Below are 24,033 nucleotides of genomic sequence, written 5' to 3' on the forward strand. Positions count from 1 at the left end.
CCTCGGTAACCTTTCTATCGGCAGAAGGTTATCGGCAGTAGGATTTTATGACCAAGCGCCAATTTCAACATCTGCTTGAAACCATAGTCAATTCGACGCAAAAACAAGAAGGTCTGTTTAAAGAGACGGCCGAGCTTGCCTGCGATCTGCTCAGTCAGTCCCTCGAGGTGGACAACATAGGTGTTTGTCTGTTTTCCGGCAGCCAGGCTTGTGAGCTCATCGCTCATACAAGTTTGCAAGGCCAGGCTTCACGCCCCGCACAATCCTTATGTCCCAATTATTTCGATCAGCTCAAACGCAGTCGCACCATAGACGTGGTCGACGTCGAAAATGATGGCCGTGTCGCCGAATTAGTCGATTACCTCAATGAAAATCAGGTGGTCTCGCATCTTGATGTGGCCATTCGTATCAATGGACACCTCGAAGGGGTGCTCTATCTCGAATCGGGTCAGCTGCATGAATGGCCAGAGAGCGAGATCCATATCGTTTCCCAGGTGGCCGATCAGCTGGCATTGACCCTGGCGACACAACGCGCTTACGACACAGACGAGCGCCTGAGCCTGTTTTTAAAGGCAATCGAACAGTCGGAGCAGATCAGCATGGTGGTCAACCTGGCCACAGATAAGATTGAATATGTTAATGGCGCACATCATGCCATCTCAGGTGTGCCTAAGCAGCAAATATTGGGGCAACCCTTAGCTTGTCTGGATTTCTTTAAGCAGTCGCCGGTCCAGGCCGACGCCGTGCTGGCCCAAGTCAAGCTAGGTAAGATCGCCAAGGGAAATACCCAGTTGACCCGTCGAGATGGTGAGAGTTACTGGCTGCGTTATCGGGTTCGCCCCTTTACCACCCCTAGGGGCAATCACTACGCCCTGGTGACCGCCGAAGATTGTTCAGAAGAGTTGGTGCAGCAGAATGAGCTCGAGCGTTTGGCTTGGCGCTGCTCGCTAACCGGCCTCTACAACCGTAGCTATTTCAATCGCGCATTGGAAAAGCTACGCAGTGGCCACCTGATGCTGATCGATCTCAGGGGCTTTAAGCGCTTCAACGATACCTACGGCCATGAAAAGGGCGATAGCCTGTTGATCGAGGTGGCTCGCCGCATCAAACACTTTGCCAGCGTCAAGAAGGCTGAGCTGATGGCCCGTGTGGGCAGCGATGAGTTTGCCTTGGTGCTTGAGGGTATCGAGGATGAGCAGAGCCTGGACTACGCCATCAAGCGTCTCTATCACCAGTTAAATTTGCCTGTTCAGGTGGGCGCCGAATCTTTCGAGGCTAAACCTGCACTGTCGGTCGTCGAGATAAACGCACTCGAGGCAGGTTTTTCGGCGCTCACCTGCGCCGATATTGCGGTGCAGTATGCCAAGAAGAAGCAGGGGAGTGCGATACAGATCTTTAATCACGCCCTGTTAAAGTCGTTCAAAGAAGATGCTCAAATAGAGCGGGATCTGCAGGCGGCGCTAAAGAATCGTGAGTTTGAGCTCTATTATCAACCCCTGAAAGATCTCGGCCGTCAGGCCTACATAGGCGCCGAGGCGCTGATCCGCTGGCATCATCCCAAGAAGGGGGTTCTCTATCCCGGCGCCTTTATCGATATCGCCGAGCAGACCGGTATGATCGCGGCCATAGGCGAATGGGTGTTAGAGGCGGCGTGTCGCCAGCTTAACCTGTGGCAGCACCATAACATTAACCTCTCCATGCATGTGAATGTCTCTGCGCGGCAGTTTTTCAGTACCCAGCTCTATGATCAGGTGTGGCAACTGGTGACTCGGTACCGTATTCGGCCTAACACCCTGATTTTGGAGATCACCGAGACCGAGCTGATGGAAGATGTGGTCTATGCGACCCATCTGTGCAAGGAGTTGGCCGAGTTAGGGGTAGGGCTGGCCATCGACGATTTTGGCACGGGTTACAGCTCGATGCGTTATTTGAAGCAGTTCCCCATCTCCAAGCTGAAGATAGACAGATCTTTCATCTCAGATCTCAGTGTCAGCCGTGAGAGTCGCGAGATCGTCAGCGCCATCATTGCCATGGCCAAGGCGCTCAATCTATCGCTGACGGCCGAGGGGGTCGAGACCGCCGAGCAGGAATCTTTCCTGTCGGCGTTAAGCTGCCATCAGGCGCAAGGTTTCCTCTATAGCCCGGCGCTGCGAGAAGCCGAGTTCAGCCAGTTCCTACGTGCCAATACAGAGACGCCACTGCATTAATCTGGCCGCAATAGCCGCTCAGCATTGATAGGCAGGCGAAAGCTTTTGAGATGTTAGCTAGTTAGCCGTGAGCCTGTGAGCTTGATCGCCAATTGAACGGTCAAATGGCTCAGCCTGATAGCCCAGTCTATTCGCCCTGCCTGATAGCCATTGGCCTTCTTAGATGAGTTTCCCGGCAGTATAGGTTTTCTACGCTGCCTTACTATTTAAGACAGCACTGCTTAAACTTCTTACCACTCTGACAGACACAGGGATCGTTGCGTTTAGGGTATTTGGGCAAGAGTTGCTCACCCTGGGTGTACCACCAACGTCCATCCTGTTTAACAAAGTCTGAGATCTCATGAATGGCATCCAGTCCATCGTTAGCCCGATACCAGGCGTGAAACTCAACCATTCCCTTATTCTGTTCTCTGCTACTCTTGTTGACGCTGAGCGCCAGCCAGTGAGTATGATTCTCCTGGTCGAGGATCTGCACGCTCAGGCCGTTAAGATAGTCGGGATGATGGGTATCGATAAGATACTTATGGCGTTTAAGCACAAACGCCGAATAGCGGCTGCGCATCAAGGATTCAGGATCCGGCGCGATGCTGCCGAGATGATAAGGTTCACAACACTCTTTGTAACTTAGCGGCTTATCTTTTACCGACCTGCCACAGGGGCAAGGGAGGGAGGGGTTAGTCATGTTTGCTGCTTGACTCGCTCAGGGTCGAAAACTGACGACCATAATAGAGGTTGGGTAAGGGCTTGGCACTATAGTAAAACGATGGCTCAGAGCGGTTGTTGGTATCGACCGTGAGGTACCATTTGCCGTCCGTCTTCTTCTTGGAGACGATCACAAATTTGCCGGCAAACTCACTTACCGGTTCTTCGGTTTCTTTAGGCGGGTAGAAACGGATCAGATAGTAGCCCACGTCGGTAGCCTGTTGCTTGTCCAGTTGACGCTCGACCACGCGAAAATCCACTTCTATCTGCGCATTCTTGTGTTTAATCTTGCCAAAGAAACGCTTGTAGAGCGCGATAATATTATCTCGCCCCATGGTGATCTCTTTATTCTGTTGCTCTGGGATGTAGCAGGCGTTTTCTGCATAAATATCTTGAATAACAGACTCATCGAGCTGTTCAAACGCGACGCTGAACTGCTTATAGAATTGATTTAAGGCGTCATTGTCATTCTTCTGGGCAAAGGCTTGGAAATTGAGAGCACAGAGCCCCAAGATAAGGACAAATTTGAAGAGTTTCATTTAGCTATACGCTGCTGCTAATACTAGGGTCACTATAATCCATGGCTTTTTGATGCGAAAGATTTAGTTCTTAACAAATTGTGTCTCCGGCACCGGACGTTGTTTTTTTCTGCAATTAAGCGGTTGTTCGCCTGACTCTTAGTCTTTTCCGCCAACATAGGTGATGTTATTGAGCCGGCGTTGAGCTTTCCATGATGCAGCCTTGTTTTTGACTGTGCTCCTGGTGCTTTTTGAGGCGTTTAGTCTGCCATGGGTTATAGGAGGCTTGAGTTTTTGTGAGCCTAAACGGATACTTTTACCTGACTGGGATGTTGAGACTTTCCCAATGAGGAGCATTTCAGCCAGAGTGACCGTATATTCGCGATGGATAGGCGTGATGGATAGTTGTGGTAGATTGAGTAACAGGTTCGCCTGCACCAAAGTGATCACGCCGGTGTAGTTAAAGGCAGAAGTGGAGGAGATAGGCATGAGTGAAGATGACAGCGCTTTATTTCTCGCTTCTATGCAAGGTGTTAAACCGTTAAAGGCAAATAATGCGGTCGCCCCGAGCCAAGGCGGGACGAGTCCGGAGGGGCAAAGACGCCACCAAGAGGCGCTGCGGCGCTTGGCGCTGGAAAAATTGTCGCTCGAGTTGGATGATATCACCCCATTGGCGCCACAAGCCGTGGTGAGCGTTAAAAGCCAGGGCGTGCAGGGACAGGTGTTTAAGCTGTTTCGCCAGGGCAAGTATGAGATACAGGCCGATCTGGACTTAACCGGCTTGAGCTTAGCCAGGGCGAGAGAACTGCTTTATGATTTTGTTACCAATAGTCAGAGCTCCGGGCTGAGAAACCTCATCGTCATTCACGGTACGGGTGTGAATAGCCAGCCTATCCCGGCAAAGCTTAAATCTTATGTCAGCGCCTGGTTGGCCGAGATAGAGGGAGTACAGGCCTTTCACAGTGCGCCGCCTGCCTGGGGTGGTGCTGGTGCCATGATGGTGATGTTGGCCAAATCGGCCCAAGATAAGTTAGATACCGCAGAGCAGCATCACAAGGGCACTCATAGATGGGCCTAGTAATGAGAACGCTTTGAGTTGAGCTAACACTTATCGCCGGTCGACGATGGTTGTTTTAATCAGGCCCTAGTAAGCGCCGAAAAAAAATCACCTCCAAGGAGGTGATTTTTTATTTTTGCTATCTCAGCTCCGTCGCATCACGTCTTTTAACGAGAATGCCGGTTACCAGCAAGAATTACTGGCAAGAGTTACTGGCAAGAGTTACCAGCCACACTGGCGGTTAGCCTGTTTGTTCTGCTCATCCAGCCAGACTTTTAGCGGTGCAAAATAGTCGATGACGGCAGAGGCATCCATGGTCTTCTTGCCCGTCACCACTTCCAGGGCTTCCGGCCAAGGCTTGCTCTGACCCATCTCTAACATGGCATTGAGCTTGGCGCCCGCCGCCTTGTTACCGTAGATGCTGCAACGGTGGACTGGGCCTGTATCGCCGGCGATATCACACAGTGCCTTGTGGAACTGGAACTGAAGAATATGCGCCAGGAAATAGCGGGTGTAAGGCACGTTGCCAGGCACGTGATACTTGGCACCCGGATCGAAGTCGGCTTCGCTACGAGCGATTGGCGCCTTAACGCCTTGGTACTTCTCACGCAGATCCCACCAGGCTTGGTTGTACTGTGCCGGAGTGATCTCTCCGCTGAAGACCTTCCAGCGCCATTGATCTATCATCAGACCGAAGGGCAGGAAGGCGACTTTATCCAGCGCCTGTCGTAGCAGTAGGCCGATATCCTTAGAGGCGTCGGGTACCTGCTCGAGTAGGCCGATCTGTTTCAGGTAACTTGGGGTGATAGACAGTGCTATGGTATCGCCGATCGCCTCGTGGAAGCCGTCGTTGGCACTGTTCTTAAAGATGAAGGGCTGCTCTTTATAGGCGCGCTGATAGAAGTTATGACCCAGTTCGTGGTGGATAACGGTGAAGTCTTCGGCCGTCTTCTGGATACACATCTTGATACGAATATCATCCAGGTTGTCCAGATCCCAGGCCGAGGCGTGGCAGACCACGTCACGATCCTTGGGCTGCACAAATAGCGAGCGGCTCCAGAAAGTGTCTGGTAGCGGGTCGAAACCCAGCGAGGTAAAGAAGCTTTCGGCTTGTTTTACCATCTTATGCTCATCGTAGCCCTGTTTCGCCAAAAGCTCGGTCACGTCATAGCCGGGATCCGCATCTTGTGGCGCAACCATGTCGTAGACGTTACCCCATTGCTGTGCCCACATGTTACCTAAAAGGTGTGCGGGAATGGGTCCCTCCTTAGGTGCCACCTTATCGCCATATTGTTCGTTCAGCTCGCCTCTGACGTAACAGTGTAGAGATTCATACAGGGGTTCAACCTGGCCCCAGAGTCTGTCGAGTTCGGTAGAGAAAGCATCGGGCTGCATGTCGTACTGGCTGCGCCAGAGTTCAGAAAGGTTGGCATAACCCAGATCCTTAGCGCCTTCATTGGCTAACTCGACCTCACGTTCAAACAGGGGGCGCATTGGCTTGGCGATTTCACGCCAGCCCTGCCAGATCTCCTCAAGTTCTTTGGGATCGCGAGAGCTGGCCATGATGCCCGAAAGCTCAGGTTGAGTGAGACAGCGTCCATCGGCCAGGCAATATTTGCCCTTACCATAGAGACCATTTAGCTCGGCGCTGATGTTAGCAAGCTCGGCATTCTTCTTAGGATCGAGTGGCGCAGGTAACACGAGAGCGCTGCGTAATATGTTGAGTTTACGTGCGTTCACCTCATCCAGAGGTAGCTGGCTATAGTTAGCGGCCTGGGTCGCAAGCTGTACCGACAGTGCGGTCTGACGCTCGCCAACAGAGGCGGCGAGGGCGGCCGTGTCTTCGGTGATAAAGTTACTGTAGATCCATTCGGCGCGATTCTGTTCGATGGACAGTTCGGCCAGTTGGTTTTCGGCCTTGTCGATAAACTGATTAGCCTGGGCTACTGGATCTTGTTTCGGGCTCGTTTGAGCGGCTTTCCCTTCGCCGTTAGACTTAGCCGCGTTGGTCTCACCTTCACAGCCGCTGATCCCTAGAGAGAGTGCTATGACCACGGCAATCGGGGTCAACTTGGCACAAATTGGTTTCATAAGAGCTTCCTTTGTTATTTTTGTGGGGCTTTTTGTGAGGCATAGTTTACTCAATTTCGCCAAAGTTTACAGTTTATGGCGTCTCTGTGTGTTTCTCGATCGCCTTTATCGGTCACAAACGAGTGTTACTAGGAGCAAAGCTTGTCGATTTCTATTTGACAATAAGTGAACCAGTGTTTAATTTAAACACATGTTTAAATCAGAGTTGTAGGTCACGGAATGGCAAATCGATCCGACACGAAAACAAGAATACTGGATGCGGCAGAAAAGCTATTCGCCGAGCGCGGCTTTTCAGAAACCTCCTTGCGACTGATCACCAGCAAGGCAGAAGTTAATCTCGCCTCGGTTAACTATCATTTTGGCTCTAAGAAAGAGCTGATCCGCGCCGTACTCGCGCGCTATCTGGATCGTTTCATGCCAGAAGCCTCCGATGCGGTAGTACAATTAAAACAGGGCAGCGAACCTAGCCTGAACGAGATCTTCTCGTCGCTGGTCAAGCCGCTGCTCGAGCTGAACAAGTTTAAGGCCGATGGCACTCGCACCTTCCTACAGCTGCTGGGTCGTGGCTATATCGAGAGTCAGGGCCATTTAAGATGGTTCATCACCACACATTATGGTGAGCATCTGAGTGAGTTCGTTAAGGCCGTTGCCGAAAGCGCGCCACATATTCCCCCCGCAGAGATGTTTTGGCGATTACACTTTACCTTAGGCACTGTGGTCTTCACCATGGCATCCGCCGATGCCCTGACAGAGATTGCCGAGGCCGATTTCAATGAGCACAACGATATCGAAGCCGTGATCCGCAAGGTGATTCCTTATCTGGCTGCCGGTGTGGCAGTGCCTGTGACAACGCAGTAGGGGGCAATATGACACTCTTTATTCTGGCACTATTGGTCATCATAGTGCTTTTCGGTGTGAAAAATATCCGTATGCAGTGCATCACTCGGCCGGTGTTTGCCTTCTTCAAGAAGGTGTTGCCACCGCTCTCCGACACCGAGAAAGAGGCGATGGAGGCCGGCGATGTGTGGTGGGAAGCCGAACTGTTTCGCGGCAAGCCCAACTGGGATACGCTCCACAGCTATGGCCGCCCTCGACTGACCGAAGAGGAGAAAGCCTTCATCGATGAGCAGGTGATGACGGCCCTCACCATGATCGATGATTTCAACATAGTGCAGGAGCGCAAGGATCTGCCGCCCGAGCTGTGGGACTACTTCAAGAAAGAGGGCTTCTTCGCACTGATCATTCCTAAAGAGTATGGCGGTAAGGCCTTTTCTGCCTATGCCAACTCCACCATCGTGAGTAAGCTTGCCAGTCGCAGCGTCAGCGCGGCGGTGAGTGTGATGGTGCCAAATTCCCTAGGCCCAGGTGAACTATTGACTCACTATGGCACCAAGGAGCAGCGCGATCATTGGCTGCCCAAGCTGGCCAGCGGTGACGCGGTTCCCTGTTTTGCCTTAACAGGCCCGGAGGCGGGCTCAGATGCGGGCGCCATTCCCGACACCGGCATAGTGTGCCGAGGTGAATTCCAGGGTGAAGAGGTGTTAGGCCTCAAACTGAATTGGGATAAGCGCTATATCACGCTTGCGCCGGTGTCGACCGTATTGGGCCTGGCGTTCCAGATGCGCGACCCAGATGGCCTGCTGGGCGACAGAGAAGAAATTGGTATCACCTGCGCCTTGATCCCTACAGATCATCTTGGGGTCGAGATTGGCAATCGCCATAATCCGCTTAACATGGGGTTCATGAACGGCACGACCCGCGGCGAAGATGTCTTCATTCCGCTGGATTGGATCATCGGCGGACCACAGTACGCGGGCCGAGGCTGGCGCATGCTGGTCGAGTGCCTCTCTGCCGGTCGTGGCATCTCACTGCCAGCCCTGGCGACGGCTTCGGGTCATGTAACCACGAAAACCACCACGGCTTATAGCTATGTACGTCATCAGTTTGGCTTATCGATTGGCCAGTTTGAAGGGGTGCAAGAGGCCTTGGCACGCATCATCGCCAATACCTATCAACTGGAGGCGGCGCGTCGTCTGACCACCACGGGGATCGATCTCAAGGTCAAACCCTCTGTGGTTACCGCCATTGCCAAATATCATATGACAGAGATGGGCCGTGACGTGCTCAACGACGCCATGGATATTCAGTCGGGCAAGGGGATCCAGCTCGGGCCTAAAAACTATCTGGGTCATGGCTATATGGCTACGCCGATATCTATTACGGTTGAAGGGGCAAATATTCTTACCCGTAGCCTGATGATCTTTGGTCAGGGGGCGACCCGTTGTCACCCTTATGTGCTGGCTGAGATGGAAGCGGCTGCCATGGAAGATAGCGGCGAGGCCTTAGAGCGTTTCGATAACCTGTTGCTGGGTCATATGGGCTATGCGGCGCGCAATGCCCTAAGTTCACTCTTGGGTGCCTTAACCGGTAGCCGCTTCAACTCGGCGCCCGTATCCGGCGAAACCAAGCAGTATTATAAGGATATGACCAGGCTCTCCGCGGCCTTAGCCTTCGTGACAGATCTTTCCATGTTGGTGATGGGCGGCGATCTCAAGCGTAAGGAGATGTTGTCGGCGCGTCTGGGAGATGTGCTGAGTGAGCTCTACCTGGGTTCGGCGACCCTCAAGCTGTTCGAAGACAATGGCCGTCAGCAGGACGACCTACCAACAGTGCATTATGTGATGCAGTTAAGGCTACAAAGGGCGGCGAAGGCGCTATACGGCGCGCTGCGTAATTTCCCCAATCGTCCGCTGGCCTATGCGATGCGCGCCTTGGTGTTCCCACTTGGCAATCACTTCAATGGCCCGGATGATAAGCTTACCATTGCCGTTTGCCAGAGCATGCTTAGACCCGGTCCTGCTCGCGATAGATTGACTCATCTTTGCCCGGATTTTGACGGGGATAAGAGCGGCATCGCCGAAGTGGAAGATGCGTTTATCGCACAGCACAAGGTAAAACATCTGCTTAAGACGCTGCGCAGTGCTCAGAAGGAAGGTAAGCTTGAGCGTAAACAGGCTAATGATGCCTTGTATGCCCAGGCATTTGAGCAAGCGATCATCAACGAGGCCGAGCGCGACACGCTACTCGAGGCCGATAGGCTACGTAAGATCGCAATTGCGGTGGATGAGTTTGAAAGTTTGTAACTAAGCGAATGCTTTGAGCTTTCATTAATTGCTTTCATTAATAGATAGCTTTGAACATAAAAAAAGGTACGCAATGCGTACCTTTTTCTTTATTTGCTTAGGCCAGGAATATAAAGACCTAGCGCTCAGCGAGTCGTCTTAAGCAACGATCAGTACCTTACAGGTGTTGGTTCCGCCGATGGTTTCCATCGCGTCACCCTTGGTCATCAGTACCATGTCACCAGAAGAGAGGTAACCCGCTTCGGTCAGGGCTTCTAAAGCCTTCTTCGCTAGCTCATCTGCGCCGTAAGCGGTTGAGTCGAAGTAGACAGGCTGTACGCCGCGGTAAAGCGCCATCTTAGCCAGGGTCACGTCGTGACGTGACAGTGCCAGGATAGGCAGGGCAGAACTGATACGCGACATAAGCTGAGGCGTCGCACCAGATTCGGTCAAGGCTACGATTGCCTTAACACCTTCGAGGTGGTTAGCCGCATACATGGTCGATAGCGCAATTGTCTCTTCAACAGAGGTGAAACGCTCATCCATGCGGTGCTTAGACACCTGAACACTTGGGTGTGACTCGGCGCCAAGACAAACGTTAGCCATAGCCTTAACGGTTTCTTCTGGGAAGTCACCGGCTGCAGTTTCTGCCGACAGCATCACAGCGTCTGTGCCATCAAGCACTGCGTTAGCCACGTCCATTACTTCTGCACGGGTTGGCATTGGGCTGGTGATCATAGACTCCATCATCTGAGTCGCGGTGATCACGCTCTTGTTAAGCTGACGAGAGCGGCTGATTAGCTTCTTCTGTACAGCAACCAAAGCTGCATCACCAATCTCAACACCCAGGTCACCACGGGCAACCATAACAGCGTCAGAGGCTAAGATAACGTCGTCCATCGCTTCGTCTGAAGCTACGGCTTCTGCGCGCTCAACTTTAGAGACGATCAGCGCATTGCTACCAGCCTTCTGTGCCAGTTCACGGGCATAGTTTAGGTCGGCGCCACTGCGTGGGAATGAAACTGCTAGGTAGTCTACCTTGATGGCTGCTGCGGTGATAATGTCTTGCTTGTCTTTCTCGGTCAGTGCCGCGGCAGACAAACCACCACCTTTTTTGTTGATGCCCTTGTTGTTAGACAGGGGACCGGCAACAGTCACTGTGGTGTGAACCTTATTACCTTCAACTTTCTCAACTTTAAGCTGAACACGACCATCGTCGAGCATCAAGATATCGCCGATGCTGACATCCTGCGGTAGCTCTTTATAGTCGATACCCACTTGGTGTTCGTCACCTTGGCCTTTTTCCAGGTCGGCATCTAAGACGAATGCCTGACCCAGATCCAGTTGCACCTTCTTGTTATCTTTGAAGGTAGAGACACGGATCTTAGGGCCTTGTAGGTCACCCAATACAGCAACGTGTACACCGAGTTCTTTGGCGATATTTCGCACGTCGGTGGCACGTTTTAGGTGATCTTCAGGTGAACCATGAGAGAAGTTGAGGCGAACAACGTTTGCACCAGCTTTGATAATACGACGTAGATTGTCGTCACGATCGGTTGCTGGACCCAGAGTCGTTACAATTTTGGTTCTGCGGAACATGAGATACTCCGTTAAGTTTTAAATAATCTTACTCTATATTAACAGACAAAATGGAGTTTTGTAGGAAAATTACAAACAAAATGATCTATCTCAAATTATTAATTTTGTGAACCGCTGCGATTAAAAGTGAAAAAAAAGGCGGCTCCTTATACAAGGGCCGCCTAATATCCTTACAAAACTGGACTATATAGTCGCTTCTTTGTCGATACGAGACTCTTTCAGCACCTCTTTCACGCGCTTTAAACTCTCTCTGAAACGTGGGCCGCGGCGCAGGGTGAAACCTGTGGCCAACACGTCGACAATCACCAGCTGTGCCAGGCGCGATGCCATGGGCAGATACATGTCGGTATCTTCAGGCACTTCCATGGTGACGGGGAGGGTGCATTCGGCGCTGAGCGGCGAGTTGCGCGAGGTGATAGCGATCACCGCGGCACCGTTCTCGCGGGCCAGGCGCGCGATATCGATGAGTGACTTGGTGCGGCCTGTGTGGCTGATCAACACGACCACGTCGCCTTCGCTACTGTTAATGCAGCTCATGCGTTGCATCAATACGTCGTCGAAGCAGATCACCGGGACGTTGAAGCGGAAAAATTTGTTTTGTGCGTCATGGGCGACAGAGGCCGATGCGCCAAGGCCGAAGAAGGAGATCTTCTTTGCCTGGGTAAGAATATCGACGGCCTTGTTGATGGCCGCCGTGTCCATGCTCTGTCTAGCCGTATCCAGCGCCGCCATAGAAGACTCGAAGATCTTGGTGGTGTATGAATCTGGACTGTCGTCTTCCTCGACGTGGCGACTGACATAGGGGGTACCATTGGCCAGGCTCTGTGCTAAGTGCAGCTTAAAATCGGGAAAGCCTTTAGTGTCGAGACGGCGGCAGAAGCGGTTCACCGTAGGCTCACTCACATCGGCCATTTTGGCTAAGGTGGCGATGCTGGAGTGAATCGCGGTTTGTGGTGACGCCAATATCACCTCAGCCACTTTACGTTCCGACTTACTGAAATGTGTTAGGTTTTTCTGAACCTTTTCTAGGGTATTCATATGCGTACATCCACTGGATTGTAATGTAATTATATTTATTCTTTTATGTCATGATAGAACCAAACAAAAAGTGCTACAGTTTGGTTTATATGACGAATTATGATCTAACTACAGAGCAAACTTTCTACTATATATAGTAATTTAATCACAAAAAGCATATCAGATTTTGGTGTCTCGTTGCTAGTTTACTAATAGGTCATTTTTTGCAAAATTTAGATGCAATTAACAAATTCTGTTGTTATATTACAACAAACATGTGAGCTTCTCATCGAAACGATGGGACACAGTACATAGGAGATTTTTAAGCTATGGGCATGACATCACCAGAAGCCAAAGCTTGTGATTTTGTATTGTTCGGCACCAAAGGCGACCTCGCCAGACGTAAGTTACTCCCTTCGCTTTATCAATTGGATAAGGCCGGTCTGCTCAACGAGGAGACTAAGATAGTCGGGGTAGCCAAAGACGCCTTTAGCCATGATGAGTATCAGGAGCTGGTTGTCACGGCGCTAAAGAGCTTCGTTAAAGAAGCCTTGTGTGATGAAACCCTTACGCGATTCCTCCAGCGCTGTGTCTACATTGGGACTAACTTCACCGAGGCAGAAGGTTACAGTGCCTTCCATGAGATCCTCGATCCCAAGAAGCGCGTCATGGTGAACTACTTCGCGACGCCGCCGGCCATCTTTGGCGATATCTGTCGCTGCCTGCATGAACAAAACCTCATCTATCCAGATACCCGTGTCGTCCTCGAAAAACCCATCGGCTCAGATCTCGCTTCTTCTAAAGTCATTAACGATCAAGTCAGCGCCTACTTTAATGAAAACCAGGTCTATCGTATCGACCACTACCTAGGTAAAGAGACGGTACAGAACCTGATCGCGCTGCGATTCGCTAACTCCTTGTTTGCCTCTAAGTGGGATAACCGCACGATCGACCATGTGCAGATCACCGTTGCCGAAGAGGTCGGTATCGAAGGACGTTGGGGTTATTTCGACAAAGCCGGTCAGATGCGCGACATGATCCAAAACCATCTGCTGCAGGTGCTCACCTTAGTCGCCATGGATCCACCGGTTAACCTGGATGCGGACAGCATTCGTGACGAGAAGGTAAAGGTACTTAAGTCACTGCGTAAGATAGATGCCGATAACATCTATGAAAATACCGTACGCGGCCAATACTCGGCCGGTTTCCTGAAGGGCGCACCTGTGCCTGGCTACCTCGAAGAGGAAGGGGCTAACACCCAGTCTCACGCCGAGACCTTCGTCGCCCTGCGCGTCGATATCGACAACTGGCGCTGGGCCGGTGTGCCTTTCTATCTGCGTAGCGGTAAGCGTATGCCGACCAAGAGTTCTGAGATTGTCGTCTATTTCAAGAACCCGCCTCACAACCTGTATCGTTCAAGTTACCGCAACCTACCGCCGAACAAGCTGACTATTCGTCTGCAGCCTCACGAAGGGGTTGAGATCCAGATGATGAACAAGGTGCCGGGTCTAGAGCAGAAACAAAGATTACAAACTACCAAGCTGGATTTGAGTTTCTCCGATACCTTTAAGAACGATCGCATCGCCGATGCCTATGAGCGTCTATTGTTAGAGGCCATGCTGGGCAATCAGGCGCTGTTTGTACGCCGCGACGAAGTCGAGCAGGCTTGGACCTGGGTCGATGGCATCATCCAGGCGTGGGAAGAGAGCAACGAGAAGCCTAAGCCATATCCAGCGGGTAGCTGGGGCCCCGTGGCATCAGTCGCTTTGATCGCAAAAGACGGCCGCTCTTGGGACGAGTAAGGAAAATTTAAGATGATTAAAGAATCCGTATTCAAATCTTTTGATAGCAAAGCCAGCCTAGAGGCACAACTGGCCGATCGCATCGCCGAGCAGCTACAGGCTGCCATCGATGCTCGCGGTAAGGCGAGCCTGGTGGTGTCTGGCGGCTCGACACCCCTAGCGCTATTTAAGTTATTAAGCCACAAGGCAATCGAGTGGAACGATGTCTATATCACCCTGGCCGATGAGCGCTGGGTCGATAGTGAGCATAGCGATTCTAACGAGCGCCTGGTGAGACAGCATCTGCTGCAAAACCGCGCCGCGGGCGCCAAGTTTCGCGGTCTGAAGAATATGTTTACCACGCCAGAGGCCGGGTCGACATGGCCATAGAGCAGCTTGCCAACTTCCCGAAACCCTTCGATGTGGTGGTGCTTGGCATGGGCAACGATGGCCATACCTGTTCTTGGTTCCCTTGCTCGAAAGAGATAGAGCAGGCATTGAGCACCCAGGCACTCTGTCTGGCGGTGAATCCGGGCGAGGCGCCACACGGACGCATGACTATCTCTAAGACAGGGATCTTAGCGTCACGCCAAATCTATTTACACATAGTCGGTGAACAGAAGCTAGCCGTTTACCGACAGGCGCTCGAGAATGACGATGCTAAGGCGATGCCGATACGTGCGGTACTGGCCCAGCATAAGACACCCGTCGATGTTTATTGGAGCGCTTAAGGAGCGATTATGCATTCAGTAGTACAGTCAGTTACCGACAGGATCATTGCCAGAAGCAAAGCGACTCGCGAAAAGTATCTTGCGGCGCTGGGCGAAGCAAAAGCTAACGGCGTTCACCGCAGCAGCCTAAGTTGTGGCAACCTGGCCCACGGTTTTGCCGCCTGTAGCCCGGCAGATAAAAATACCATCAAGGCTTTCAACAAGGCCAACATAGGTATCGTTACCGCATTTAACGATATGTTGTCGGCGCACCAGCCTTACGAGCACTATCCCCAGCTCTTAAAAGAGGCCTGTCACGAGGTAGGCAGCGTTGCCCAGGTAGCGGCCGGTGTGCCAGCCATGTGTGATGGTGTGACTCAAGGGCAACCCGGAATGGAGTTAAGTCTGCTGAGCCGCGAAGTGATCGCCATGTCGACAGCAGTGGGGCTTTCTCACAACATGTTTGACGGTGCCTTGCTGCTCGGGATCTGTGACAAGATAGTACCAGGCCTCTTGATAGGCGCACTGAGCTTCGGTCATCTGCCCATGTTGTTTGTACCGGCAGGCCCAATGAAGTCAGGCATTCCGAATAAGGAAAAGGCGCGGGTTCGTCAAAAGTTCGCCCAAGGACAGGTGGATCGCAATGCGCTGCTTGAAGCCGAATCTAAGTCTTATCACAGTGCAGGTACCTGTACCTTCTACGGTACGGCAAACAGCAACCAGCTGATGCTGGAAGTGATGGGTCTACAACTGCCAGGCTCCTCTTTCGTTAACCCGGACGATCCGCTGCGCGAAGCCCTGAATAAGATGGCGGCCAAGCAGGTGTGTCGTCTCACCGAGATGGGCACTCAATACACGCCGATCGGCGAGGTGGTTAACGAGAAATCTGTGGTGAATGGCATAGTAGCCTTGCTGGCGACTGGTGGCTCGACCAACCTGACCATGCATATCGTTGCCGCGGCGCGTGCTGCCGGCATTATCGTGAACTGGGATGACTTCTCAGAGCTGTCAGATGCCGTGCCTCTGCTGGCGCGCGTCTATCCCAACGGTCACGCCGATATCAACCATTTCCACGCCGCAGGCGGCATGGCCTTCCTGATCAAAGAGTTACTGGATGCTGGACTGCTTCATGAAGATGTGATGACGGTTGCAGGTTACGGTCTGCGTCGTTACACCCAGGAGCCTCGCCTCATCGATGACGAATTGGTTTGGGTCGAAGGCCCAAGTGAGTCCTTGGATAAAGAGGTGCTGACTGCGGTTGCATCGCCTTTCCAGGCTAACGGAGGCTTGAAACTGCTTAAGGGTAACCTGGGCCGCGCCGTGATCAAGGTCTCTGCCGTTGCCGAGTCCCATCGATTTGTCGAAGCGCCCGCTGTAGTGATTGACGATCAGAATAAGCTCGATGCCTTGTTTAAGGCGGGTGAGCTCGACAAAGACTGCGTCGTCGTGGTGAAGGGGCAGGGTCCTAAGGCTATCGGCATGCCAGAGCTGCATAAGCTTACGCCTATCTTGGGCTCGCTACAGGACAAGGGCTTTAAGGTGGCGCTGCTGACCGATGGTCGTATGTCTGGCGCCTCAGGTAAGGTACCGGCGGCGATTCACCTGACACCCGAGGCGTTGGATGGCGGCTTAATTGCCAAGGTCGAAAATGGTGATCTTATCCGCGTCGATGCAAATACCGGCGAAGTAAGCCTGTTGGTCGATGACGCCGTGTTGGCGAGCCGTGAAGCGGAACAGGTCGATCTACGCAGTACGAGTTTCGGCATGGGCCGCGAACTATTCGCGGCATTGCGTTCAAATTTAAGTAGTCCTGAGACGGGTGCGCGCTGCACCACGACCATAGACGAAAATTATTAATCATTGAGGAAGCTTTTAGCAATGGCTGAGAATAACTGGTCAATCCAACCCCAAGATATTTTTAAACGTAGCCCGATCGTTCCCGTCATGGTGATTAATAAGATTGAGGATGCGGTTCCCCTCGCCAGAGCCCTGGTTGATGGTGGGATCAGCGTACTCGAAGTGACGCTGCGTACCCCTTGTGCGCTGGAAGCGATCACTAAGATCGCCAAAGAAGTACCAGAAGCCCTGGTCGGTGCCGGTACCGTATTGAACGAGGAGCAACTGCAGCAGGCGATCGATGCCGGTGCTCAGTTTGTGATCACCCCGGGTGCCACCCCAGAGCTGTTAAAGGCGGCGATGAAAGGTAGCGTGCCGTTAATCCCTGGGGTTGCCAGTATCTCCGAGGTGATGTCGGGTATGGCGCTTGGTTACACCAACTTTAAGTTCTTCCCAGCAGAAGCTTCTGGCGGTGTGAATGCACTGAAGGCTTTTTCTGGCCCACTTGCCGATATTCGTTTCTGCCCAACCGGCGGTATTACGCCAAGTAGTTATAAAGACTATCTTGCGCTTAAGAATGTCGACTGTATCGGTGGTAGTTGGATCGCGCCAACCGATGCGATGGAGCAGGGCGACTGGGCGCGCATAACCCAGTTGTGTAAAGAGGCTATCAACGGCTTGTAATTGTCATTTAGTCGCAAATGATAAATAAAAACCTCTGCCCAGGCAGAGGTTTTTTTATGGCTAATGGCTAGGAATTAGAGCCTTAGCGCATGTGATCGAGAGTTAGGCAGAGATGGCTATTTGGCCTCGCTGTATTGATAGTCACTGCTTGCCTGCCAGATGCGGTACCTTAGCTGAGCCCCGGCGGGGAGATAAAACACCTTAGGTAGACGACTGTCGTAGGCTAAGGTCAGTTTTTCCGGCAGGGTAAGAAAGGCGGTCTGCTTGGCCTTGTCGAAACAGGCAATCATGGTGCTTGGTCCCTGGTGGATGGCGTCGACCTGATAATAGTTGTAGCCCCAGCCTTGTACCGTATGTTGCTCAATCTCACCAGACAGACCATGCTTGTTGCAATCAACCTCTTCGTTGCGGCCGATGGCGATTTCCAGTCGATAGTCCTCTTCGTTGGCAAGCTTTGGCAGGGTGAGAATATGTTGTACTAGGCCATCGTTTGGCGCAGGAAACATCTTAGTTGCTTCTTCGCTCTGGTAGTCGCTCGCCGAGTAGCTTACTGCTACGGGCATAGTGACAGACTCAGGCTTAGCTGGGCTGGTCGCCTGGGCACAAAACGTCGAGAGGGAGAGTCCCAGGCTGAGTAATAGGGCCGGTGTGTATCTGTTTAGGGAAAATGTCATGAAAGCTCCTAGCGTTAAAGTGAACGGTTATACCAGGTATAGACGCTAGCATAGTGGAAAAGGGTTAAAAGCAAAGTGATATTTTTTAATTAGTTGTTTTTAGTTAATTTTTAAGGTGGTTTGTGGCGGGTTTATGGCTGTCTGTGACGAGTCCGTCACGTTTTATCTGATGTCACTCACCTCTGTTTACTTTGAATGTCAAACTAGTTAATATGCCGATTGTTTGATAGTCAAAGTATATGGCGCTAGGTATCGAGTATCTACAAAGTATCGCGTGCCTACAAAGACCAACCCATAACAATTAATAGAGAATTATTCATGTCCAACGTAAAGGATCATCTTGCTCCCTGGCAGCACAGTCATCAGTTTGCCAACTTAAACAGTGATGGCGAGCGCAACACGCGTTATGTTTTATTGCTAACCCTGTTTACCATGATCGCCGAAATTGTCGCCGGTACAGTATACGGCTCGATGGCCCTACTGGCAGATGGCTGGCACATGGGAACCCATGCTGCGGCGTTTTTAATCACCCTGTTTGCCTATCACTACGCAAAGAAGCATGCCGATAGCCCAGATTTTGCCTTTGGTACCGGCAAGGTGAGCGTGCTGGGGGGCTTTACCAGTGCCGTTGCTCTCGGTCTCGTGGCCCTGCTGATGGTGGTCGAATCGGTGAGCCGCCTGGTTAACCCCGAGCAAATCCATTTTAACGAGGCGATTTTTGTCGCTGTGATCGGTCTGACGGTCAATGTTATCTCAGTCTTCTTGCTAAAAGATCATCACGGGCACCATCATGGGCATGGGCATGGACATGATCATCACAGTCATCATCATGGTCATAGCCATGAGCACAGTCACCATAGCCATGAGCACAGTCACCATAGCCATGAGCACAGTCACCATAGCCATGAGCACAGTCACCATAGCCATGAGCACCATGAGCATAGCCATGAACACGATCACCATGCGCACCAGCATGACCATGGCGACAAAGGCCATCATGACCATAACCTGCGCGCCGCCTATTTCCATGTGATGGCAGATGCCTTGACCTCTCTGCTCGCCATCGGCGCATTGCTGTTTGGTAAGTATTTGGGGCTGACCTGGTTAGATCCTCTGATGGGTGTCGTGGGCGCGGTGATCATCACCAGCTGGGCGTGGGGCTTGATGAAACAGACGGGGCCCATATTGCTCGATGCCAGCATCGAGAAGCAGTATGTTAAACAGATGGTTGAGTTGATCGAAGCCGAGCAGGACCATCAGGTGAGTGATATTCATGTATGGCGCGTCAGTGCCGATCATTACGCGGCTATGGTCTCGATCGTTAGCCATGAGCCGAAAGAGCTGGACTATTTCAAGCAGAAGCTCGCGAAATTTGAACGTATCGATCATTTGACGGTCGAACTCATCACCTGTCGCCAAAGTGCCTGCCAAAGTGGCTACCAAGGTGCCGATAAAGCAGAGATTTAGGATTTTTTAAAAGGAATAGCGCGTTAACCATGAATAATGATCTATTGAGCCACACCATAGTCGAATTTTATGAAAAGCTCTCTTCCTGGGAGATGGCCGTAGTTAAGGATGCCGGCCACTCCTTGCCCCAGATCCATGCGGTTGAGATTTTAGGCGCCAATGGTGACCTGCGCATGAAGGAGCTGGCGGAGAAGATGGGGATCACCACAGGTACTCTGACGGTGCAGATAGACAAGATGGAGCAGGCGGGCTTAGTGGCGCGTAAGGCGCATCAGCAGGATAGACGCTCTATCTTGGTCGGGCTAACCGAGCAGGGTCAGGCTGTCTATCGAGAACACGATCAACTGCACCATGGGTTGTCCGATCAGTTAACCGCTAAGTTCTCCGATAGTGAACGTGAGCTCTTGCTGAGTTTCTTTCAGCGCATGAATAACGAATTTTAACGCTAGGTTTTTAACTTGAGGTTTCTACACGCCCGCAACATCACTTTTTTTTCACCTCGGGCGTGTAAACTCCAGGTGTTCATTCATAACCGTAAAGCCTTGCCTGTTAACTTCGCCTATCGTTGTTAACTCATATGGTCGTTAACTCATATGGTCGTTAACATAAGTAGCCCTGCCTGGCGTATGCCCGTAAAAACAATTACGTTTGTGTGGCAGAGTATTGGCTGGTAACATGGCTGCAACATTTTGCGACACTGCTATTTCGATACTCAACATCCGCTCCGAGTATGACTCGTTTCATGACTAATGCTCCATGACTAATGATTCATAACTAATAGCGATTTAGTGCTGAAATCTAAACATGAAGAGTGCAGTGACCAAATGATTAGCAGGCCCTTCGATTGGGCGACTAGGTTAGTCTTTTGAACGTGATTTTTCGTTTATTTACAGAGAGAACACTCAGTGCTGCCACGCGTTAAAACCCTATCGGCGAACCAGTTTACGCTGATCACCGCCTTATTTTATGTTTGTGTGTTTAACATTCCGCTATTCGGTATCGTCCAGCAGGGCATAACGAACCAGGCCGAGGTAAACTACCTCTTCATTGCCACCATACCCTTATTTCTTATCTTCGCGTTAAGTTTCATCTTTTCGCTTTTTACGGTTAAGTACCTGCTTAAGCCGTTTTTTATTATCGTTACGCTGATCTCCTCTAGCGTGTTTTTCGCCGCGCTGCAGTATGGCGTGGTGTTCGATTACGGCATGATCGAAAATACCGTGCAAACCAACAGTGCCGAGGCGTTAACCTATCTCAACTGGTCGTCGATATTGAACTTTATCCTGACCGGGTTGCTGCCGGCGCTGCTGATCTTTAAGGCCGATATTGTTTACAAGCCTTTCGTGAAAGAACTTCTGCATAAAGTTACCTTCATGGCGGCAATGCTCGCCGGTATCGCGGTGATTGGCTTCTTTTACTATCAAAACTACGTGTCCTTTGGTCGCAACAACGATCAGATGAAGCGCTATATAGTGCCCACCTATGCCATAGGTTCGATGATCAAGTATGTGAAGGTGAACTATTTCCAAGAGCCTTTGGTGTATAAGGTCCAGGGCCAAGACGCTAAGAACTTCACCATAGATGAGAACGGCAAGCCTAATTTGGTGGTGGTAGTGGTAGGCGAGACGGCCAGGGCGCATAACTATGAATACTATGGCTATGATAAGCCGACCAACGCCCATACCAAGGCCTTTGATATGATCCCCTTTAGAAATACCGAGTCCTGTGGCACGGCCACCGCGGTGTCGCTGCCTTGTATGTTCTCAAGCATGGACAGAGAAGATTACGATGCGCGTCGGGCGCAGGCTCAGGATACCGTAATAGATGTGTTGGACCATGCCGGTATTTCGCTGGATTGGCTGGATAATGACAGTGGTTGTAAGGGAGTGTGCGATCGCGTTAAACACATCAATATCGAACTCAACAGCGATCCGGCGCTTTGTGACGGTCACTATTGTTACGACCAGGTGCTGCTTAACGAACTCGATAAACGCCTTGCGCAAGGGATAGCTCAAGATACGCTTATCGTGCTGCATATCATAGGTTCACATGGCCCTACCTATTATTTGCGTTACCCAGAGGCCCATCGCAAGTTTGTGCCCGATTGTCAGCGTAGCGACATTCAAAATTGTAGCGATGAAGAGCTGGTGAATACCTACGATAACACCATCTTATATTCAGACTATATCATTGCCCAGGTGATCTCTCGCCTGGAAGCTCAAGAGGGCAATGCGGATACCGCCTTGCTGTACCTATCGGACCACGGCGAGTCGCTAGGAGAGAGTGGCATGTATCTTCATGGCGCGCCCTATGCTATTGCGCCAGATGAGCAGATCAAGATCCCTATGCTGGCCTGGATCTCGCCCGATTTTGCTGCCGAGAACGGGCTGGATAAGCAGTGTCTGCGCGATCTTGCGGGTAAGGGCGGTTTTTCCCATGATAATCTCTTCTCAAGTCTATTAGGCCTGATGAACGTGTCGACCGAGGTCTACAGCAAGGAGATGGATATGTTTGCAACTTGCCGGACGAAAATAGTGGCTTTGCAACATAAAAACAACAAAAATAGCTGATAAGGCTTAAGATTTTCGTTATTGTAGAGATTGCGCCTTCATTCATAGTGTTACGCAAATGAAGGCGCCTAATGTGCGCTAGTGTTTCTCTAATAATATCAATGGCGAAAATCTCTATGAATTTGGCTAAACAAATCACTGAAACCGAACTTTCCGCTAAAATTCTTCGTCATGCGGTTCCGCGCATGTCCGAACTCAATATTCCTGTGACCCCAGATAACTATGCCGTTTGGTATGAGTATTTTCGTGGTGTCAATTTAGATCTCAAACGTGCCATCGACAGCCTGGTAGCGAGTCGTGCCGCTTTTACGGCCGAGGTTAATGCCGGTCTCTATAACAGCTTTATTCGAGAGCAATCACCTGAGGTGATCGAGAATGTACAGATTGAGACACAGATCCTGATTAATAACTTTATGACTCGCCTATCCGAGGTGACCGCCGGCACGGCGCAATTTAACTTAAGCCTGACCACTTTCCAGCAGAACATCAGCCAGGACCCAGATCCCCAGACGCTCGAGCGCCTGGTCGATACCCTGGCCGAAGAGGTATCTCAGGTGGTTACCAGTAACCGCGAGATGGAAGCGAATCTGAAGACGATGAATCAGGAGGTCGCCGCCTTAAAGGCCGAGATGGAAGATCTTAATATCGCAGTGATGACAGATCAGCTGACCTCGCTACGTAATCGCCGCGCCTTCGACGAGGAGGTGCTGGCGCACATCCAGCAATTTAGACGTGAGCAGCGCCTTAGCAGCCTGCTGCTGGTCGACATCGATAATTTTAAGCAGTTCAACGATACCCATGGTCACTTGGTGGGCGATAAGGTACTGGCCTACATAGCCCTCGCATTAAAACAGGGGGTGAAGGGGGACGACTTTGTGGCGCGCTATGGCGGTGAGGAGTTTGTGCTCTTGTTGCCTGATACCGACCACTCGGGAGCCATGGTGGTGGCTGAACAACTGCGTTCGCGGATTGCCGAACGCCATCTGAGCATAGGCAAAGACAACAAGCTCTCCTTAGGGGCGATCACTGTCTCTATCGGCGTGTCGACACTGCGCCAGGACGATGACAGAGAGTCGTATATCGTGCGCGCCGACGAGGCATTATACAGAGCCAAGTCGTCCGGCCGAAATTGCGTAAAAGGTTAGCTTTGTTAACACCTTACGGTTAGCTAATCCCGGGAAACACTACTTAGTCTTGTTTCGGCTTGAGGGGCATGTCCATCTTGATCAGGTGCTCCTCCATGTCGAAGGTTACGCTAAAGCCCAGTTTTTTGGCTAGGCTCGCCATGTTGCGGTTTTCAAACATGGTGAAGCCGGTCAGCAGCTCAGTGTCATTGGCCTTGTAGTAGGCGATCAATTTTTCCAGCAGCAGCTTACCTATACCGATCCCCTGATGGTCACTGCGTACCGCCATGGCAAACTCAGCCTCGGTATTATCCGGATCGATGGAGGCCCTGACCGCACCTAGGGTAATATCGTCGCCGTCGGCTCCCTCGGTGGTGGCGATGAAGGCCATCTCCCGGGCATAGTCAATTTGGGTGAGTACCGCCATCTCTTCGTGGGTCATCTTAGATCGCACGCCAAAGTAGCGTTTATACCTGTCTTCGTCGGAGAGAGAGTTATCGAAGGCCAGGTGTTTGGGCTCATCCTCGGGCAGTATGGGCCTGAGCATGATCTTAAGACCATTCTTCAATACCGCTTGTTCCTCTAACTCCTTAGGATAGGGGCAGATGGCCAGGCGATTTGGGGTGTCCTGGGCATTGGGGTTAAGTTGGATATTCACATCCAATAGGGTGATCTGCTCGCCTGCGCACAGCACTGGGTTGAGATCTAAGCCCGCAATCTCTGGGCAATCTATGATGAGATGCGAGATCTGAGTCAGCATGACACACAGGGCGTTCATGTCTAAGCCCAGAGGCAGGTGCCTGTCCTTTAGCTTATGGGTTTTCAGCGCCTGGATCACCATGTAGCGGGCCAGCGTCATGTTTAGTGGCGGCAA

The 24,033-nt window shown here is 51.5% G+C and carries 18 protein-coding genes and 1 pseudogene; 12 read left to right on the forward strand and 7 right to left on the reverse strand.

Annotated features, from left to right (window positions below; translation table 11 throughout):
- The first annotated feature begins 47 nt into the window (after nucleotides 1–47).
- A complete protein-coding gene (locus DB48_RS15840; protein ID WP_041511184.1) occupies nucleotides 48–2,207 on the forward strand; it encodes a sensor domain-containing phosphodiesterase in 2,160 nt (719 codons plus the stop codon).
- A gap of 202 nt (nucleotides 2,208–2,409) precedes the next feature.
- Here the strand turns inward: DB48_RS15840 and DB48_RS15845 are convergent, their stop codons facing one another.
- Both DB48_RS15845 and DB48_RS15850 read right to left on the reverse strand, forming a co-directional pair.
- A complete protein-coding gene (locus DB48_RS15845; RefSeq protein WP_041511185.1) occupies nucleotides 2,410–2,889 on the reverse strand; it encodes a YchJ family protein in 480 nt (159 codons plus the stop codon).
- A complete protein-coding gene (locus DB48_RS15850; RefSeq protein WP_041511186.1) occupies nucleotides 2,882–3,448 on the reverse strand; it encodes a YybH family protein in 567 nt (188 codons plus the stop codon). Before DB48_RS15850 ends, DB48_RS15845 begins: the two co-directional genes overlap by 8 nt.
- Nucleotides 3,449–3,914: 466 nt before the next feature.
- Between DB48_RS15850 and smrA the strand changes: the two genes are divergently transcribed.
- The gene (gene smrA / locus DB48_RS15860) at nucleotides 3,915–4,505 is read left to right on the forward strand and encodes a DNA endonuclease SmrA (RefSeq protein ID WP_041511188.1); all 591 of its coding nucleotides are present in this window, start codon (nucleotides 3,915–3,917) and stop codon (nucleotides 4,503–4,505) included.
- 201 nt (nucleotides 4,506–4,706) lie between these two features.
- On the opposite strand, the gene DB48_RS15865 is transcribed toward smrA, so the two are convergent.
- Nucleotides 4,707–6,575, reverse strand: coding sequence for a M2 family metallopeptidase (locus tag DB48_RS15865; RefSeq protein WP_041511189.1), 1,869 nt, complete (start codon nucleotides 6,573–6,575; stop codon nucleotides 4,707–4,709).
- A 219-nt stretch (nucleotides 6,576–6,794) separates the two neighbouring features.
- On the opposite strand from DB48_RS15865, the gene DB48_RS15870 reads away from it, so the two are divergent.
- Entirely contained in the window at nucleotides 6,795–7,433 is a 639-nt protein-coding gene (locus DB48_RS15870; RefSeq protein WP_041511190.1) for a TetR/AcrR family transcriptional regulator, read from the forward strand.
- A gap of 8 nt (nucleotides 7,434–7,441) precedes the next feature.
- Complete coding sequence (locus DB48_RS15875) at nucleotides 7,442–9,718, forward strand: acyl-CoA dehydrogenase (RefSeq protein ID WP_041511191.1); 2,277 nt, start codon at nucleotides 7,442–7,444, stop codon at nucleotides 9,716–9,718.
- A gap of 138 nt (nucleotides 9,719–9,856) precedes the next feature.
- On the opposite strand, the gene pyk is transcribed toward DB48_RS15875, so the two are convergent.
- Together pyk and DB48_RS15885 are read right to left on the reverse strand one after the other, a co-directional pair.
- A complete protein-coding gene (gene pyk / locus DB48_RS15880; RefSeq protein WP_041511192.1) occupies nucleotides 9,857–11,296 on the reverse strand; it encodes a pyruvate kinase in 1,440 nt (479 codons plus the stop codon).
- A 183-nt stretch (nucleotides 11,297–11,479) separates the two neighbouring features.
- Nucleotides 11,480–12,334 carry a MurR/RpiR family transcriptional regulator gene (locus tag DB48_RS15885; protein WP_041511193.1) on the reverse strand — a complete coding sequence of 285 codons (855 nt, stop codon included), beginning with the start codon at nucleotides 12,332–12,334 and terminating at the stop codon, nucleotides 11,480–11,482.
- 308 nt (nucleotides 12,335–12,642) lie between these two features.
- Here DB48_RS15885 and zwf point away from each other — a divergent pair, with 308 nt between their 5' ends.
- From zwf to DB48_RS15905, 4 genes and pseudogenes are all read left to right on the forward strand, one after another.
- On the forward strand, nucleotides 12,643–14,115 hold the full coding sequence (gene zwf / locus DB48_RS15890) for a glucose-6-phosphate dehydrogenase (RefSeq protein WP_041511194.1): 1,473 nt from the start codon (nucleotides 12,643–12,645) through the stop codon (nucleotides 14,113–14,115).
- A gap of 12 nt (nucleotides 14,116–14,127) precedes the next feature.
- A pseudogene (gene pgl, locus DB48_RS15895) lies at nucleotides 14,128–14,825 on the forward strand (6-phosphogluconolactonase).
- A 9-nt stretch (nucleotides 14,826–14,834) separates the two neighbouring features.
- A complete protein-coding gene (gene edd, locus DB48_RS15900; protein WP_041511195.1) occupies nucleotides 14,835–16,661 on the forward strand; it encodes a phosphogluconate dehydratase in 1,827 nt (608 codons plus the stop codon).
- 21 nt (nucleotides 16,662–16,682) lie between these two features.
- Nucleotides 16,683–17,324, forward strand: coding sequence for a bifunctional 4-hydroxy-2-oxoglutarate aldolase/2-dehydro-3-deoxy-phosphogluconate aldolase (locus DB48_RS15905; protein WP_041511196.1), 642 nt, complete (start codon nucleotides 16,683–16,685; stop codon nucleotides 17,322–17,324).
- 116 nt (nucleotides 17,325–17,440) lie between these two features.
- Here DB48_RS15905 and eco read toward each other — a convergent pair whose 3' ends face one another.
- Nucleotides 17,441–17,998, reverse strand: coding sequence for a serine protease inhibitor ecotin (eco, locus tag DB48_RS15910; RefSeq protein WP_041511197.1), 558 nt, complete (start codon nucleotides 17,996–17,998; stop codon nucleotides 17,441–17,443).
- A 318-nt stretch (nucleotides 17,999–18,316) separates the two neighbouring features.
- Here eco and dmeF point away from each other — a divergent pair, with 318 nt between their 5' ends.
- The 4 genes from dmeF (at nucleotide 18,317) to DB48_RS15930 (ending at nucleotide 23,180) form a co-directional block, all read left to right on the forward strand.
- Nucleotides 18,317–19,465: a CDF family Co(II)/Ni(II) efflux transporter DmeF gene (gene dmeF, locus DB48_RS15915; RefSeq protein WP_052813826.1), complete on the forward strand. Its 1,149-nt coding sequence runs from the start codon at nucleotides 18,317–18,319 to the stop codon at nucleotides 19,463–19,465.
- A gap of 29 nt (nucleotides 19,466–19,494) precedes the next feature.
- Nucleotides 19,495–19,908: a MarR family winged helix-turn-helix transcriptional regulator gene (locus DB48_RS15920; RefSeq protein WP_041511198.1), complete on the forward strand. Its 414-nt coding sequence runs from the start codon at nucleotides 19,495–19,497 to the stop codon at nucleotides 19,906–19,908.
- Between the two features lie 462 nt (nucleotides 19,909–20,370).
- The gene (locus tag DB48_RS15925; RefSeq protein ID WP_052813827.1) at nucleotides 20,371–22,035 is read left to right on the forward strand and encodes a phosphoethanolamine transferase; all 1,665 of its coding nucleotides are present in this window, start codon (nucleotides 20,371–20,373) and stop codon (nucleotides 22,033–22,035) included.
- Nucleotides 22,036–22,151: 116 nt separating this feature from the next.
- The gene (locus DB48_RS15930; RefSeq protein WP_041511199.1) at nucleotides 22,152–23,180 is read left to right on the forward strand and encodes a GGDEF domain-containing protein; all 1,029 of its coding nucleotides are present in this window, start codon (nucleotides 22,152–22,154) and stop codon (nucleotides 23,178–23,180) included.
- A gap of 43 nt (nucleotides 23,181–23,223) precedes the next feature.
- On the opposite strand, the gene DB48_RS15935 is transcribed toward DB48_RS15930, so the two are convergent.
- On the reverse strand, nucleotides 23,224–24,033 hold an 810-nt coding region (locus DB48_RS15935; protein WP_152619182.1), incomplete at its 5' end, for a GNAT family N-acetyltransferase.

Origin of the sequence: Shewanella sp. cp20 (genome assembly GCF_000832025.1) — a bacterium.
Lineage (GTDB): Bacteria > Pseudomonadota > Gammaproteobacteria > Enterobacterales > Shewanellaceae > Shewanella.